Here is a 15,181-nt window from a genome sequence, read left to right on the forward strand (position 1 = left end):
CGCTGACCGACGGTGCTGACCAGCAGCACTGACCGCCGACGCTGACCGGCCGGTCGCTCTCTCAGCCGATCCACGCACGGAGGCGCTCGCTGAGCACCACGTCATGGGGCAGCCGCTCCAGGTCGTGCGCGGGCACGTCCACCCCGTGTTGCCGGAGGATGCCGGCCAGGTAGCCCCAGTGCCCGGCCGCCATCTCTTCCCGCGTCATGCCGTCGAAAGGCTCGTCCGGACCGACCACCGACCGGGCCGTCTCCTCGATGTCCTCGGTGGAGGTCAGCTCGGCCATGCCCGACGGGCCCGAGGTGCTCCAGCCGCGATCGTCGAGCAGCACCACACTGCGGCCGTCCGCGAGTACGGCCTCCAGCCGTGCCGATACCGACAACTGCCGAGCGTTCGTAGCGCTGACGTGCAGATCGGTGTACGTGACCAAACGGGTCACCACGGTCATGCCGCACTCCTGTCGGCTCGCCCAACGCCCGGTCCTGTTCCCCGGCCCTCTACCCGGCCCTGTTCCCCGGCCCTGCTCCCCGGGCTTCCCGCCACGGCCTGCCGCAGGTGCTCGCGGAACCCCGGAGCCTACCCTCGGCGCCCCCGCCCCACCCCGCGCGACTCAGTAGTAGTCGCGCATCAGCTCCGTCGCCCACTCCGGCTGGCGGTGCTCGCCGCGCGGGCCGAACTCCGTCATGTACGGCTTGAGGTCGAGCACCGGAGTCCCCGCGACCGCGTCCAGCCCCTCCACGTGCAACTCGGGTCCGTCCGCCGCCAGCACGTCCACCTTCAGGACGCGACAGCGCGAGAGGCCCAGCCGGTTGGGGCGGTTCTTGCCGCGCTGGGCGAAGATGCCGACGAGCGGCCAGTCAGGATTGCCACGGGGGTGCCGTGCACCCGTCTCGATCTTGTCCTCCGGCACCCGGTCGAAGTGGAAGACCACTTCCACGTGCGAGAAGTCCTCCAGTCCGTACAGGGCTTGCGGACCGAACCGCTCCGGGGCCAGGCGGATCACCGCCGTCTCCCGCCCCCAGTCGTCGTCCACGACCGCCGAGCGGCCGCCCACCACCACGCCCACCGGGACCACTTCCACCGGATCCATCAGCGCATCCTCCCCCTCACGCCCGACTCGGGCACCGTACGCGCCTCGCACGTGCACCCTTTCCCGCCCCGGCAATCGCCGGCCCCGCTCAGGCCGGCCGTACAGCGACCCGGTCCAGCGCCGCGAGCAGCTCGGACAGTTCGGGAAGCTCCCCGTGCGCCTCGTGCGGTACGGCCAGCACCTCGCTCGGCTCATCGTCCAGCAGGACGAAGGCGGCCCCGCCGGTGCGGGCCACCAGCGACCACCCCGGCCCGTCGACGCGCAGCGTCCGCGCCTCGTCGCCCGCGAAGGACGACCGCACCCTGCCGGGCGGCGGCGGGCTCTGCGTGTACCCCAGCGCCTCCTCCAAGGCCCGCGCCAGCCCCGGGTGCGCGGCTGCGGCGGCCCCGCCGTCCGTGGCCACGCGCTCGCTCCAGTCGGCCCATTCCCGGGCTATCTGGTCGGCGCCCATCCGCCGCTGCACCGGACCCCAGGCCTCGGCCGACGGTGGGGTCAGCGGTACCCGCCCGGTGCCGTCCGCGCCCTGCTCGGGATCGTGCGGATCGGGGATTCCGGCCGTGGCCACCGAGAGGTCCAGCGGCCAGCCCGCCAGCGAGACCACGATGGACCGTTCGTCGGGGGACAGGTCGTACTCCATCCCGCAGTCCCACGAGGCGATGGCCATGGCTACGAGCGAGACGTCGTCGACCACGACCGTCCAGCGCGCGCCCTCCTCGTCCTGCCCCAGCACCAGGCCGTACCCGGCGGCCGCAGGCGGCACGCCCAGCAGCGAGCAGGCCTCGGGGTAGTCGTCACCCAGGATGCTCGGGAACTGTGCGGGGGTCAGCAGCACGGCTGTCAGCACGTACAGCGAACCGCCGTCCTCCTCGTCGGACACGTGGCCTCCCGGTCGTTCTCTCGTCGGCGCACCCTAACCAGCGAGTAACCACCGCGTCGAGAGCTGACGGGAGCGGATTTCCAAGCCCACCACCTGCAGGGAGGGCCGGATGCCCGCCACGGAACCGGCTCGCCGCCGGCGCCGCCGCGCCCGGGGTGACCCACGGGAGGCGCGTGCGGGGTCGTCAGGGGGTGCGGACCGCCAGCGCGAGGAAGCGGGTGTCCTCGTCGGCGTACGAAGTCAGCTGCCAGCCCGAACCGGCAAGGAGCGGGCCGAGGTTGTGCTCCGCGCGCATGTCGTCGGGGGTCAGCTCCCGGCCGTGGCGCGCCGCGAGGGCCGCCCTGCCGATGGGGTGGAACAGCGCGAGCCGGCCGCCCGGGCGGACCACGCGGGCGAGCTCGCGCAAGTTGGCCCCGGGGTCGGGCAGATGGGCGATGAGGCCGGCGGCGAACACGGCGTCCAGTACCCCGTCGCGCAGCGGCAGCGCGGCCACGTCCGCCAGCAGCAGGGCGCCCTGGGCATCCCGGCCCGCCTCGTGTGCGGCGGTCAGCATCTGCGGAGTGACATCGGCGCCGAGCACCGTTCCCGACGGGCCGACGGCCGCGCGGAGCGCGGTCAGCGCCCGCCCGGTGCCGCAGCCCGCGTCGAGCACCCGGTCCCCGGGCCGCAGTCCGAACTCGCCCACGGCGGTCGCGAAGGCGGGCTCGTCCCCGGGGAACTTGCGGTCCCAGCCGGCCGCGCGCGCCCCGAAGAACTCCTGGACGTGGCCGCGGTCCCGCGTCTGGTCCCGGGGCCGGCCCCGAGCGGGGTCCTGAGCCTGCTCCCGAGCCCGGTCCAGCGACCGGTTCCGGGTGTGGTCCTGTGTGCGGTCTTCGCTCATGTGCCCATGATCCCTCACCGGGGCTCCGGCACATGCCTGCGGAACGTGTGCAAGGTGGTACGCGGCGTGATCGAAGATGAACGTATCTCTGTCATATTCCAGCAGTTCCAGTGGCTTTCGAAATGCGGCCCGTGTTCGCTCCCTCACCCGGACTAGCTTCCGTGGCCATGGGACACCTGGACCACGCCGCCTACGGCTGGCTTACCCCCGCGCTGTCATACGTGATGGCTTCGATCGGCGCCGCCCTCGGCCTGCGCTGCACCGTTCGCGCGCTCGCCGCGACGACCGGAGCCTCCCGCCGCAACTGGCTCCTCACAGCGGCCTCGGCCATCGGCACCGGGATCTGGACGATGCACTTCGTCGCCATGCTCGGTTTCCACGTCACCGGGACCGAGATCCGCTACAACGTGCCGCTGACCATCCTCAGCCTGCTCGTCGCGATGATCGTCGTCGGCGCCGGAGTCTTCGCCGTCGGCTACGGGAAGGACCGCGGCCGGGCCCTCGTCCTCGGCGGCCTCACCACCGGCCTCGGCGTCGCCAGCATGCACTACCTCGGCATGGCGGCCCTGCGCCTGCACGGCTCGGTCTCCTACGAGCCGCTGACGGTCGGACTCTCCGTCGCCATCGCGGTCGTCGCGGCCACGGCCGCCCTGTGGGCGGCCCTCAACATCAAGTCCCCCGTGGCCGTCGCCGTCGCCTCGCTCGTCATGGGCGCCGCCGTCAGCAGCATGCACTACACCGGCATGCTCGCCGTCGCCGTCGAGGTCACCCCCTCGGACACGGCCCTGCCGGGCGCCACCGCCATGCAGTTCATCTTCCCGCTCGCCGTCGGCCTCGGCTCCTACCTCTTCATCACCTCCGCGTTCGTCGCCCTCTCGCCGACCGCCGACGAGCGGGAGGCCTCCGCGATGGCCTCCGCCGACCTCCGCCTGGGAGAGCGGGGCGCCACCGCCCCCGCGGGCTGAGGCGGCGCACGACGCAGGCCCCCGCCCAGGTCACCACCCCCACCAACACCACGCCACCGCCCCCGCGACCGTCACGTACACCTACGCACCGCCCGGAACGAGGAGCCCATGCGCAGACCCCGCAGAACACCGGAAGCAGCGGCGTCGCGGCCGCCCGCGCCCGCGCCGGCGGGTGGCCGCGGCAAGGGGCCGGGACGCCGGGCGCACGCCGGACCGCCCGCCGAGGAGCCGGCGGAGCGCGCTGCCTCCGACGTGTTCGCGGCGATACCCGGCGCGGCCGGGGGCGGTGCCCGCGGTCCGCGCCTGCGACTGCGCCCCGCCACCGTCCGGGCGAAGATCGTCTCGCTGCTGATGGTGCCGGTGGTCTCCCTGCTCGCCCTCTGGGCCTTCGCGACCGTCGACGCGGCCCAGGACGTCGCCCGCCTCAGCCGCGTTCAGCGCGTAGACCGGGAACTGCGGGCCCCGGTGGAGAACGCCATCGCCGCGCTGCAGGCCGAACGGCGCACGGCCGTACGGCTGCTGGCCGACCCCACTGCCGGCCAGGCGGCCGCCGCCCAGGCCCCCGGCCAGGCCGCAGCCCTGGACGAGCAGGCACGCCGCACCGACGGAGCCCTACGGTCGCTGCGGCTCGGCGACCGCAACACCGTGGCCGACTCCGGCGACTACCGCACCGACATCGTCGTCCGGCTGCGTGCCTTCGTCGCCGCCGCCGAGGGGCTGGGTCCGGCGCGCGAGGACGTCGCCGAGCACCGGGCGACCCCGGAAGCGGCGTACGAGACGTACACCCGGGTGATCGACACGGCGCTGGATGTGGGTGGCGCCCTCTCCGGAGGCGGCCAGGACGCCGAGCTGGGCGTCGACGCCCGGGTCCTGCTGGAGTTCGCGCGGGCCGGGGAGCAGCTGTCCCGGGAGGACGCCCTGCTGACGGCGTCGCGGCCGCGCACCGCCGAAACGCTTCGCCGCCTGACCGGAGCGATCGAGACCCGACGCGCCCTGACCGCCTCCGCCGCCCCGGACCTGCCCGCCGCCCAGCAGGACGCCTGGCAGTCCGTGGCCAAGAGCGCCGCCTACGCCGACCTCACCGGGGCCGAGGACCGGGCGCTCGCCGCCGCGGCCGGTGCCGGGGCGGCCGGCCCGCCCTCCGGCTGGGAGGCGGCCTACACCTCGGTCGCCGGCTCGATGCGGGAGATCGGGGACGCCGCCCACGCGGCCGCCGCGGACCGCGCCGACCCCTTCGGCGCGGGCGCGCTGAGTCCCGCCGGAGCCGCCGTCGCCCTGGGCCTGGCCGCGGTGGCCGCCTCGCTCGTCATCTCGGTCCGCATCGGCCGGGCCCTCGTGGTCGAGCTGGTCTCGCTGCGCAACACCGCGCTGGAGATCGCGCACCGCAAACTCCCGCAGGCCATGGACCGGTTGCGGGCCGGGCAGGACATCGACGTGGCCGCCGAAACCCCGCGGGGACCGGCCGCCGACGACGAGATCGCCCAGGTCGGCGAGGCACTGGCCACGGTCCACCGGGCCGCGCTCAGCGCCGCCGTCGAACGCGCGGAACTGGCCAGCGGCGTGAGCGGGGTCTTCGTCAACCTCGCCCGGCGCAGCCAGGTCCTGGTCCACAAGCAGCTCACCCTCCTCGACTCGATGGAGCGGCGCGCCGACGACCCGAACGAGCTCGGCGACCTCTTCCGCCTCGACCACCTCACCACCCGGATGCGGCGGCACGCCGAAAGCCTGATCATCCTCTCGGGCGCCGCCCCCGGCCGCGCCTGGCGGATGCCGATCCCGCTGACGAACGTCGTGCGGGCCGCCGTCTCCGAGATCGAGGACTACCCGCGCGTCGAGGTCCGCCAGCTCGCGGAGGCGGCCGTGGTCGGCGGAGCCGTCGCCGACCTCACCCATCTGCTCGCGGAACTCATCGAGAACGCCACCCAGTTCTCCCCGCCCCACACCAAGGTCAGGGTCAGCGGAGAACCCGTCGGCGCCGGCTACGTCCTGGAGGTCGAGGACCGGGGTCTCGGCATGGGCCGCGAATCCCTCCAGGAGGCCAACCGGCGCATCGAGCAGTCCGAGGCGCTCGACCTCTTCGACAGCGACCGGCTCGGGCTCTTCGTGGTCAGCCGTCTCTCGGCCCGCCACGGTGTGAAGGTACACCTGCGCATGTCACCGTACGGCGGCACCACCGCGGTGGTGCTGCTCCCGAACTCCCTGCTCCAGGGCGCCCTCACGGCCGCCGCACCGCAGCCCGAGGAGCAGGCGCGCGCGACCCCGGCTCCGGAGCCGGTCACCGAACCGGTCCGGGAGCGGGAGCGGCTGCGGGAGCCGTCCCAGGCCATCAGCGTCGTACGCGACGACGTGCGCGGGGTGCCGGTCCCGGACCGGAGCCCCGTACGGGAGGAGCCCCGGCCCTCCCCGGTGGCCCCGCTGCGGCCGCGCGGCTCCGCGGGCGCGGTTCCCCGTACGCCCGCCCCGGCTGTCACGGCGGCCCCCTCGGGCCCATCCGCCCCCTCGGGTCCGGCGGCCTCCGTCACCGAACTGCCGCGCCGGGTCCGGCAGGCGAGCCTCGTCCCGCAGCTGCGCGAGGCCCCCGCTCCGAAGGCCCCGGCCGGTGTCCGGGGGGCCGATGAACCGCGCGGCCGCAGCCCCGAGCAGGCGCGCGAGCGGATGGCGGCGTACCGGGCGGGCTGGGTGCGGGGCACGCAGGCGACCGGCGAGGCCGGCGCGGACGGCCCGGGCGGCGCGGGCAGTGCGGGGCCCACGGGTGGCACGGGCGGCACAGGCAGTACTGGCGAAGGCGAAGGAGCACGATGATGATCGAACATCAGAGGATCGACCTCGACGGCGTCCGCAGGTCGGGCGAGCTCGACTGGCTCCTGGACGACCTCGTGGTCCGGGTGCGCGAGGTCCGGCACGCCGTGGTCCTGTCCAACGACGGCCTGGCGGTGGGCGCTTCCAGCGCGCTCAGCCGGGAGGACGCCGAACACCTGGCGGCCGTGGCCTCCGGCTTCCACAGCCTGGCCAAGGGCGCAGGCCGGCACTTCCACGCCGGGGGCGTGCGCCAGACGATGGTGGAGATGGACGAGGGCTTCCTCTTCGTGGCGGCCGCCGGAGACGGCTCCTGCCTGGCCGTGCTCAGCGGCGCCGGCGCCGACATGGGGCTGATCGCCTACGAGATGGCCCGGCTGGTCAAGCGGGTCGGCGAGCACCTGTACACCCCGGCCCGGTTCGCGGCGCGGCCGCCGGCCGCCGGTTGAGGGCGGCGGCCTTGAGCACGAACGGCCGGTGGTACGACGCCGACGCGGGCCCGCTCGTCCGTCCGTACGCCATGACCGGCGGACGCACGAAGCCGGGACCCCACGGGGTCCGGTTCGACCTGATCGCACTGGTCGTCGTGGACCCGGCGGGGACCGACGAGGCGGCCGAGTCGCTGCTGGGGCCGGAGCACCGTGCGCTGCTCGGCCTGTGCCGGGACGAGACCCAGTCGGTGGCGGAGCTCGCGGCGGACGCGGACCTTCCCGTGGGCGTCGTGCGCGTACTGCTCGGGGACCTGCTGGAGGCCGGGCACGTCAAGGTCAGCAGACCGGTGCCACCCGCACAGCTGCCTGACGAGCGGATTCTGCGTGAAGTCATCGAGGGATTGCGAGCGCTGTGATGGGACTGCACGACAACGGGCCGGCGCCGTCCGCCGAGGGCGGAGAGGAACTGGCCTCGCTCGCGCTGAAGATACTCGTGGCGGGCGGCTTCGGCGTGGGGAAGACGACCCTGGTCGGCTCCGTCAGCGAGATCCGGCCGCTGCGGACGGAGGAACTCCTCAGCGAGGCCGGGGAACTGGTCGACGACACGGGCGGGGTCGACCAGAAGACGACGACCACCGTGGCCATGGACTTCGGGCGGATCACGATCAGGTCGGGGCTGTCCCTCTACCTGTTCGGAACCCCGGGGCAGGACCGCTTCTGGTTCCTGTGGGACGAGCTGTCGCAGGGGGCTCTGGGCGCGGTGGTCCTCGCCGACACGCGGCGGCTGGAGGACTGCTTCCCGGCGGTGGACTACTTCGAGCACCGCAAGATCCCGTTCGTGGTGGCCGTCAACTGCTTCGCGAACGCACGGCGGTACGCCTCGAACGAGGTCGCGCGGGCGCTGGACCTGGATCAGGGGACGCCGGTGGTGCTGTGCGACGCGCGGGACAAGGACTCGGGGAAGGAAGTGCTGATCCGGCTGGTGGAGTACGCGGGGCGGGTGCACACGGCGCGGCTGCTGGAGTCGGTGGAACCGCGGGCCGATTCGGTGTGAACCGGCCCGCGGTGAAGGGGTGTTGGGGTGGTGGTCCCGTCACGCGGACGGGGACGCCGTCAGTCGGCCACGCCTGCTGCCGAGATCACCTTGTCGATGTGGACGCGCACGAGCAGCTCGCCGGGGACGGCGTTGCGGCGCCCGAAGGCCTCGCCCTGGTCCGCTCCCATGTAGCGGGCGCCGATCCTGGTCGACCAGGGGAGCATCGCGTCCAGGTCCTCGCTGATCTCCGCCCGGCCCTGGAGGACGACGTAGGAGAAGGGCGGCCGGTCGTCGTCCACGCAGAGCGCGACGCGGCCGTCGCGGGCCAGATTGCGCCCCTTGACGGTGTCCTTCCCGGTGTTGAACACGAAGGAATCGCCGTCGAGAACGAACCAGATGGGAGCGATGTGAGGGCTTCCGTCCTCACGGACGGTGGACAGTTTCCCGGTGCGGGTGGAGCGGGAGACGAACTCCCGCCATTCCTCTTGAGTCATCTTCTTCACCATGGGTCCATCCTCCTTGCCGGAAAGGCCCTGGTGGGGAAGGCTGGCGGCACGAGTACGCGGGGTGGGGCGCGGCCGGTGCGGCCGCGTCGACGGGGAGGGACTGTATATGGCGCTGGACAAGCAGCTTGACTGGCTGCTGGACGACTTGACGCGGCGCGTGCAGCAGGTGCGGCACGCGGTGGTGCTGTCCAACGACGGCCTGGTGACGGGCGCGAGCGCGGGGCTGGCACGGGAGGACGCGGAGCACCTGGCGGCCGTCGCGGCGGGGCTGCAGAGCCTTGCGAAGGGCTCGGGGCGGCACTTCAGGGCGGGTGAGGTCCGACAGACCATGGTCGAGTACGACGACGGGGTCCTCTTCGTCATGGCCGCGGGTGCGGGCAGCTGCCTGTGCGTGCTGAGCGCCTCCGAGGCGGATATCGGGCACGTGGCGTACGAGATGACGCTGCTGGTCAACCGGGTGGGGGAGCACCTGGGTGTCGCGGAGCGGCGGATCACCGGCGGCTGAGAGCGGCGGGCGGCGCGGTTCGCCCTTTCGGAGTTGTCCACAGGCCCGGCGAGGTGCTGTCGCTCTGAGTTACGTTCTTCACACACAGTAATCACTCTGGTGGGGAGAGCGTGATGACACAGACGGTTCAGGCGCCGCGGGCACAGCGGACGCCGCAGGCGCTGCAGGCACTGCAAACACCGCAGGCACTACGGACGCCGCAGACACCGCAAGCGCCACAGACGACGGACATGCCGCACGTGGCGCAGGCCGCCGGGCTGATGGGCGGCGGGCGCGCCGCGGGGGAACTGGGCCTGAGCCGAAGCGAGTTCGCCCGCGCCGTCCAGCTGGGCATCGTGCGGACCGGCCCCCAAGGGGCCGCCGGGGCCGCGCGGTACACCCGGACCGAGCTCGACCGGGTCCGGTCGGCCGAGGGATTCCCGGACGCGCTGCGCGAGCGCGTGGAGACGGTCGCGGGAGCGGAGGCCGCGGCCGCCGTCCTCGGGGTCGGCCCGAGCCGGTTCACCCGGCTCGCACGCTGCGGACACCTCACTCCGGTCGGATACCGGATCAACCGCTACCGGGCGGTGGTGTGGCTCTATCTGACCGCGGAGCTACGGGACTTCGCGGCTCGGGAGCCCGGGATGCTCCGCGGGAGCGCGCCGCCGGGCGATCGGGAACTGATCGAGACCAGGGCCGACCTGCGGCCCCGCAGGTGGCGCGAGCGGCATGTCGGGCTGCTGCTGAGACGGACCGCCGACCCCTGGGAGCGGGCTGCCGTACTGGCCTCCGTGCTCCCGGAAGACGATGTGCGCGCGACCGTGCCCGACGAGGCGGAGCGGATCCTGCTCGGCGCACTCGCCCCGCCCCCGCCCTACGGGCACCCGCAGGTTCCGGCGGCCGCCGAGGTGGCGGCCCGGCTGCTGCGGGCCGGGCCACCGGACGAGATCGGCTGGTACCGCACCAGCCTCGACTTCGCCCTGACCGGAGCGAGGGGTCAGTCGAAGTCGACGGGGGAGAGGGGGCCGACGTAGACCCAGGCCCCGTTCTCCCGGGCGAAGGAACTGTGCTCGTGCAGCGAGCCGGTGTGCCGGCCCTCGCGGTAGTGCGCCCGGAACTCCACCGAGCCCTCCGTCTCGAACATCCCGCCGCGCTCGGTGGCCAGGATCTCCAGCCGTTCCCAGCGCTGCCCGGGATCCAGGTCGAGCGCGCCCGGCCGGGTCGAGGGGTGCCAGGAGCGCAGGAGGTAGGCGGTGTCGCCGACGGCGAAGGCGCTGAAGCGGGAGCGCATCAACAGCTCGGCGGTGGGCGCCTGCCGCCCGCCGGAGTGGAAGCGGCCGCAGCACTCCGGGTAGGCGGCGGGCAGCCCGCAGGGACAGGGCAGGGCTGGAGTGGCGGGCGTGGGCATGGGACTCGCTCAGTTCTTCGGGGACGGAGGTGACTACTGGGGCGATACGGCCGGCTTGGAGGCCTTGGCGCCGTAGGGACGGAAGAGCCCCTCCTGGACCACCGATACCAGCAGCCTGCCTTCGAGGTCGTAGATGCGGCCGCGGGCCAGGCCCCGGCCGCCGTGCGCGATGGGCGATTCCTGGTCGTACAGGAACCACTCGTCGGTCCGGAAAGGCCGGTGGAACCACATGGCGTGGTCGAGGGAGGCCATGTCGAAACCGCGCATGCCCCACAGCGGTTCCACGGGGATGCGCACGGCATCGAGGAGGGTCATGTCACTGGCGTAGGTGAGGGCGCAGGTGTGCACGAGCGGGTCGTCGCCCAGCGGGCCGACGGCGCGCATCCACACCGCGCTGCGCGGATCGGCGTCCTTGAGCTCCTCGGGGGTCCAGCGGAGCCGGTCCACGTAGCGGATGTCGAAGGGCTGGCGGCGGGCCATCCGCTCCAGCGCCTCCGGCAGCGTGCCCAGGTGCTCGCGGATCTCGTCCACGACCTTCGGGAGGGTGTCCGGGTGCGGGAAGTCGAGGCGGGGAGGCAGCTGGTGCTCGATGCTGCCCTCCTCCGGCTGATGGAAGGAGGCGGTCAGATTGAAGATGGTCTTGCCCTGCTGGACCGCGGTGACCCGGCGGGTGGTGAAGGAGCGCCCGTCGCGCACCCGCTCCACCTGGTACACGATCGGCACTCCGGGGATGCCAGGGCGCAGGAAGTACGAGTGGAGGGAATGGACGGGCCGGTCGCCCTCCGTGGTGCGGCCGGCCGCCACCAGCGCCTGGCCGGCGACCTGGCCGCCGAAGACGCGCTGGAGGGACTCCTGGGGGCTGGCGCCCCGGAAGATGTTGACCTCGATCTGCTCCAGGTCGAGCAGATCGACCAGCCTCTCGGCGGGGTTCGTCATCAGAGGATCTCCACTGTCGGGCCCGGCGGCCGTGACGGCGCCGGTCGGTTGCGGGTCGGGGGTCGGTTGCCGGGCGGGTGCCCGCCCGGGCGGAGCCGGGAGGAGGTCAGAGCTGGCCGAGTTCGCCGACCGAGGTGACGCGCAGGACCGCACGGCCCTCCTCGTCGGAGGCGGCGAGGTCCACCTCGGCGCTGATGCCCCAGCCATGGTCCCCGTTGGGGTCGGCGAAGGTCTGCCGGACGCGCCACAGGCCGTGCGCCGCGTCCTCCTCGATCTGGAGCAGCTTGGGGCCGCGCGCGTCGGGGCCCGTACCCAGGTCGTCGTACTCGTCCCAGTAGCCGTCCATGGCCTCGCCCCAGGCGTCGGCGTCCCAGCCGGAGTCGCCGTCGAGCTCGCCCAGCACGTTGACGTGGTCCAGGGCCGCCAGCTCCACCCGGCGGAACATGGCGTTGCGGACCAGGACGCGGAAGGCGCGGGCGTTCGCGGTGACCGGCTTGACCTGGTCGGCCTTCTCCTGGGCCTGCTCCGCCGTCTCCACCTCGGGGTTCGCCAGCTGCTCCCACTCGTCGAGCAGGCTGGAGTCGACCTGGCGGACCAGCTCGCCGAGCCACTCGATCAGGTCCTGGAGGTCCTCGGACTTGAGGTCGTCGGGGATGGTGTGGTCCAGAGCCTTGAAGGCGCTCGCCAGGTAGCGCAGCACGATGCCCTCGGTGCGCGCCAGTTCGTAGTACGAGGTGAACTCGGTGAAGGTCATCGCGCGTTCGTACATGTCGCGGATGATCGACTTCGGGGAGACGGGGTGGTCGCGGACCCACGGGTGGCTCTTGCTGTACACGTCGTAGGCGTGCAGGAGCAGCTCTTCGAGGGGCTTGGGATAGGTGATCTCCTGGAGCCGCTCCATCCGCTCCTCGTACTCGACCCCGTCGGCCTTCATCGCGCCCACGGCCATGCCGCGTTCCTTGTTCTGCTGGGCGGCGAGGATCTGGCGCGGGTCGTCCAGCGTGGACTCCACCACCGAGACCATGTCCAGCGCGTAGGAAGGGGACTCCGGGTCCAGCAGGTCGAAGGAGGCCAGTGCGAAGGTGGACAGCGGCTGGTTCAGCGCGAAGTCCTGCTGGAGGTCGACGGTCAGCCGGATCGTGCGGCCCTCGGCGTCCGGGGTGTCGAGCTTCTCGACGACACCGCCGTCCAGCAGGGAGCGGTAGATGGCGATGGCCCGGCGGATGTGGCGCAGCTGGGCCTTGCGCGGCTCGTGGTTGTCCTCCAGCAGGTGGCGCATCGCCTTGAAGGCGTCGCCGGGCCGGGCGATGACCGACAGGAGCATGATGTTGGTGACCTTGAAGCGCGAGGTCAGCGCCTCCGGGTCGGCGCCGATGAGCTTTTCGAAGGTGATGTCCGACCAGGCCACGAAGCCTTCGGGGGCCTTCTTGCGGACCACCTTGCGGCGCTTCTTCGGGTCGTCGCCCGCCTTGGCGAGGGCCTTCTCGTTCTCGATGACGTGCTCGGGCGCCTGGGCCACCACATAGCCGGCGGTGTCGAAGCCGGCCCGGCCGGCGCGGCCGGCGATCTGGTGGAACTCGCGGGCGCGCAGCGTGCGGACCCGGGTGCCGTCGTACTTCGTCAGTGCCGTGAACAGCACGGTGCGGATCGGGACGTTGACGCCGACGCCGAGGGTGTCGGTGCCGCAGATGACCTTCAGCAGACCGGCCTGGGCCAGCTTCTCCACCAGGCGCCGGTACTTGGGCAGCATGCCCGCGTGGTGCACGCCGATGCCGTGGCGGACGTAGCGCGAGAGGTTCTGGCCGAACTTGGTGGTGAAGCGGAAGTTGCCGATCAGCTCGGCGATCTTGTCCTTCTCCTCGCGGGTGCACATGTTGATGCTCATCAGCGACTGTGCCCGCTCGACCGCCTGGGCCTGGGTGAAGTGCACGATGTAGACCGGCGCCTGCCGGGTCTCCAGCAGCTCGGTGATGGTGTCGGTGATCGGCGTCGTGACGTACTCGTACGACAGCGGGACGGGCCGGGTCGCGGAGCGGACCACCGAGGTGGGCCGGCCGGTGCGCCGGGTCAGGTCCTCCTCGAACCGCTTCATGTCGCCGAGCGTCGCCGACATCAGGATGAACTGCGCCTGCGGCAGCTCCAGGATCGGGATCTGCCAGGCCCAGCCGCGGTCCGGTTCCGCGTAGAAGTGGAACTCGTCCATCACGACCTGGCCGATGTCGGCGTACTTGCCGTCGCGCAGGGCGATCGAGGCCAGCACCTCGGCGGTGCAGCAGATCACCGGCGCGTCCGAGTTCACGGAGGCGTCGCCGGTCAGCATGCCGACGTTCTCGGTGCCGAAGAGCTTGCACAGGTCGAAGAACTTCTCCGAGACCAGCGCCTTGATCGGCGCGGTGTAGAAGGTGACCTTGTCCTGGGCCAGGGCCGTGAAGTGCGCGCCGGCCGCCACCAGGCTCTTGCCGGAGCCGGTCGGGGTGGACAGGACGACGTTCGCGCCGGTGACCACCTCCATCAGCGCCTCCTCCTGAGCCGGGTACAGGGTGATGCCCTGGTCCTCCGCCCACGAGGAGAAAGCCTCGAAGAGTGCGTCGGGGTCGGCGTTCGGCGGGAGCTGATCAATGAGGGTCACACCCCCCATCTTGCCTGGCTTCCCCCCGGATCAGGGAACCGGCGGACAGAAGGAAGATCATCGACGGTACGCTGTGCCGTCGATGCGGCCCGAACGACACCGTCAACAGGGCCCGACCAGCACACCACCGGGGCGGGGAACGACCATGATGGGTCCGGCGCACTCACTGTCCGGGGCAGCGGCCTGGCTGGGGGTGGGCGCCGCGGCGGCCGCTTACGGACACCCGATGCCCTGGCCCGTCCTCGTCGTCGGCGCGCTCATCTGCGCCGGAGCCGCCCTCGCCCCCGACCTGGACCACAAGTCGGCGACGATCTCCCGCGCCTTCGGCCCGCTCTCCCGGGTCCTGTGCGAGGTGGTCGACAAGATCTCCTACGGGGTCTACAAGGCCACCCGGTCCCCGCGCGACGCCCGCCGCACCGGAGGCCACCGCACCCTGACCCACACGTGGGTCTGGGCCGTCCTGATCGGCGCCGGCTCCTCCGCGATCGCCGTCACCACGGACCGGTGGGGCGTCCTCGCCCTCCTCTTCATCCACCTGGTCCTCGCCGTCGAAGGCCTGCTGTGGCGGGCCGCCCGCATGTCCAGCGACGTCCTGGTCTGGCTGCTCGGCGCAACCAGCGCCTGGATACTGGCCGGCGTCCTCGACCAGCCCGGCAACGGCTCCGACTGGCTCTTCACCGCCCCCGGCCAGGAATACCTGTGGCTCGGCATCCCGATCGTGCTGGGCGCCCTGGTCCACGACATCGGCGACGCCCTGACCGTCTCCGGCTGCCCGGTCCTGTGGCCCCTGCCCATCGCGGGCAAGCGCTGGTACCCGATCGGCCCGCCGAAGATGATGCGCTTCCGTGCCGGCAGCTGGGTGGAGCTGAAGGTCCTGATGCCCGTCTTCATGCTCCTCGGCGGAGTCGGCGGAGCCTCGGCCCTCGGCTTCTTCTGAGGCCGGCCGAAGGCGGCCATCGCCATCGGCGCCGTCACCCCAGTCCGGTTCCGCGACTTCGACAACCTCCACGTCCGCGCGGGCCGGCTCGGGGACGCGCACGCCCTCTAGGCCTGGTCGAAGCGCTGCTCCGTGACTCCGAGATCGAGGCCGTCCGCCTGCCCTGGACCACGTAGACGGGTCCAGGGCCAGGCGGCGCGGCGCCG

At 72.6% G+C, this 15,181-nt stretch carries 16 protein-coding genes; 8 read left to right on the top strand and 8 right to left on the bottom strand.

Annotated elements, in window-relative coordinates; translation table 11 throughout:
- Positions 1–61: 61 nt before the first annotated feature.
- The 4 genes from OHA37_RS33920 to OHA37_RS33935 all read right to left on the bottom strand — a co-directional run bounded on the left by OHA37_RS33920 (position 62) and on the right by OHA37_RS33935 (position 2,847).
- On the bottom strand, positions 62–448 hold the full coding sequence (locus OHA37_RS33920; RefSeq protein WP_266911035.1) for a hypothetical protein: 387 nt from the start codon (positions 446–448) through the stop codon (positions 62–64).
- Positions 449–610: 162 nt separating this feature from the next.
- On the bottom strand, positions 611–1,090 hold the full coding sequence (locus OHA37_RS33925) for an SAM-dependent methyltransferase (protein ID WP_266911037.1): 480 nt from the start codon (positions 1,088–1,090) through the stop codon (positions 611–613).
- A gap of 88 nt (positions 1,091–1,178) precedes the next feature.
- Complete coding sequence (locus tag OHA37_RS33930; RefSeq protein ID WP_266911039.1) at positions 1,179–1,967, bottom strand: hypothetical protein; 789 nt, start codon at positions 1,965–1,967, stop codon at positions 1,179–1,181.
- 184 nt (positions 1,968–2,151) lie between these two features.
- Positions 2,152–2,847, bottom strand: coding sequence for a class I SAM-dependent methyltransferase (locus OHA37_RS33935; protein ID WP_266911041.1), 696 nt, complete (start codon positions 2,845–2,847; stop codon positions 2,152–2,154).
- A 167-nt stretch (positions 2,848–3,014) separates the two neighbouring features.
- On the opposite strand from OHA37_RS33935, the gene OHA37_RS33940 reads away from it, so the two are divergent.
- The 5 genes from OHA37_RS33940 (at position 3,015) to OHA37_RS33960 (ending at position 8,093) form a co-directional block, all read left to right on the top strand.
- Positions 3,015–3,812 (top strand): MHYT domain-containing protein, encoded by a 798-nt coding sequence (locus tag OHA37_RS33940; RefSeq protein ID WP_266911043.1) that lies wholly within the window; start codon positions 3,015–3,017, stop codon positions 3,810–3,812.
- 108 nt (positions 3,813–3,920) lie between these two features.
- Positions 3,921–6,614 (top strand): sensor histidine kinase, encoded by a 2,694-nt coding sequence (locus OHA37_RS33945; RefSeq protein WP_266911045.1) that lies wholly within the window; start codon positions 3,921–3,923, stop codon positions 6,612–6,614.
- Complete coding sequence (locus OHA37_RS33950) at positions 6,614–7,057, top strand: roadblock/LC7 domain-containing protein (protein ID WP_243340590.1); 444 nt, start codon at positions 6,614–6,616, stop codon at positions 7,055–7,057. Before OHA37_RS33945 ends, OHA37_RS33950 begins: the two co-directional genes overlap by 1 nt.
- A gap of 11 nt (positions 7,058–7,068) precedes the next feature.
- Positions 7,069–7,455, top strand: a complete 387-nt coding sequence (locus OHA37_RS33955) for a DUF742 domain-containing protein (RefSeq protein ID WP_267757296.1) — start codon at positions 7,069–7,071, stop codon at positions 7,453–7,455.
- Complete coding sequence (locus OHA37_RS33960) at positions 7,455–8,093, top strand: GTP-binding protein (RefSeq protein WP_266913332.1); 639 nt, start codon at positions 7,455–7,457, stop codon at positions 8,091–8,093. The genes OHA37_RS33955 and OHA37_RS33960 overlap by 1 nt, the downstream gene beginning before the upstream one ends.
- Positions 8,094–8,152: 59 nt before the next feature.
- Here OHA37_RS33960 and OHA37_RS33965 read toward each other — a convergent pair whose 3' ends face one another.
- Positions 8,153–8,581 (bottom strand): PPOX class F420-dependent oxidoreductase, encoded by a 429-nt coding sequence (locus OHA37_RS33965; protein WP_266911049.1) that lies wholly within the window; start codon positions 8,579–8,581, stop codon positions 8,153–8,155.
- Between the two features lie 106 nt (positions 8,582–8,687).
- Here OHA37_RS33965 and OHA37_RS33970 point away from each other — a divergent pair, with 106 nt between their 5' ends.
- Positions 8,688–9,086: a roadblock/LC7 domain-containing protein gene (locus OHA37_RS33970; RefSeq protein ID WP_243340556.1), complete on the top strand. Its 399-nt coding sequence runs from the start codon at positions 8,688–8,690 to the stop codon at positions 9,084–9,086.
- A gap of 230 nt (positions 9,087–9,316) precedes the next feature.
- Positions 9,317–10,099 (top strand): DUF6397 family protein, encoded by a 783-nt coding sequence (locus OHA37_RS33975; RefSeq protein WP_266911051.1) that lies wholly within the window; start codon positions 9,317–9,319, stop codon positions 10,097–10,099.
- Here OHA37_RS33975 and OHA37_RS33980 read toward each other — a convergent pair.
- From OHA37_RS33980 to OHA37_RS33990, 3 genes are all read right to left on the bottom strand, one after another.
- The gene (locus OHA37_RS33980; RefSeq protein WP_266911053.1) at positions 10,063–10,473 is read right to left on the bottom strand and encodes a YchJ family protein; all 411 of its coding nucleotides are present in this window, start codon (positions 10,471–10,473) and stop codon (positions 10,063–10,065) included. The genes OHA37_RS33975 and OHA37_RS33980 overlap by 37 nt on opposite strands.
- 33 nt (positions 10,474–10,506) lie before the next feature.
- Positions 10,507–11,409: an acyl-CoA thioesterase gene (locus OHA37_RS33985; RefSeq protein ID WP_266911055.1), complete on the bottom strand. Its 903-nt coding sequence runs from the start codon at positions 11,407–11,409 to the stop codon at positions 10,507–10,509.
- 106 nt (positions 11,410–11,515) lie between these two features.
- On the bottom strand, positions 11,516–14,038 hold the full coding sequence (locus OHA37_RS33990; protein WP_266911057.1) for a DEAD/DEAH box helicase: 2,523 nt from the start codon (positions 14,036–14,038) through the stop codon (positions 11,516–11,518).
- Between the two features lie 145 nt (positions 14,039–14,183).
- Between OHA37_RS33990 and OHA37_RS33995 the strand changes: the two genes are divergently transcribed.
- Entirely contained in the window at positions 14,184–14,975 is a 792-nt protein-coding gene (locus tag OHA37_RS33995; RefSeq protein WP_266911059.1) for a metal-dependent hydrolase, read from the top strand.
- The last annotated feature ends 206 nt before the right edge of the window (positions 14,976–15,181 follow it).

The sequence above is a fragment of the Streptomyces sp. NBC_00335 genome, from assembly GCF_036127095.1.
Taxonomy (GTDB): domain Bacteria; phylum Actinomycetota; class Actinomycetes; order Streptomycetales; family Streptomycetaceae; genus Streptomyces.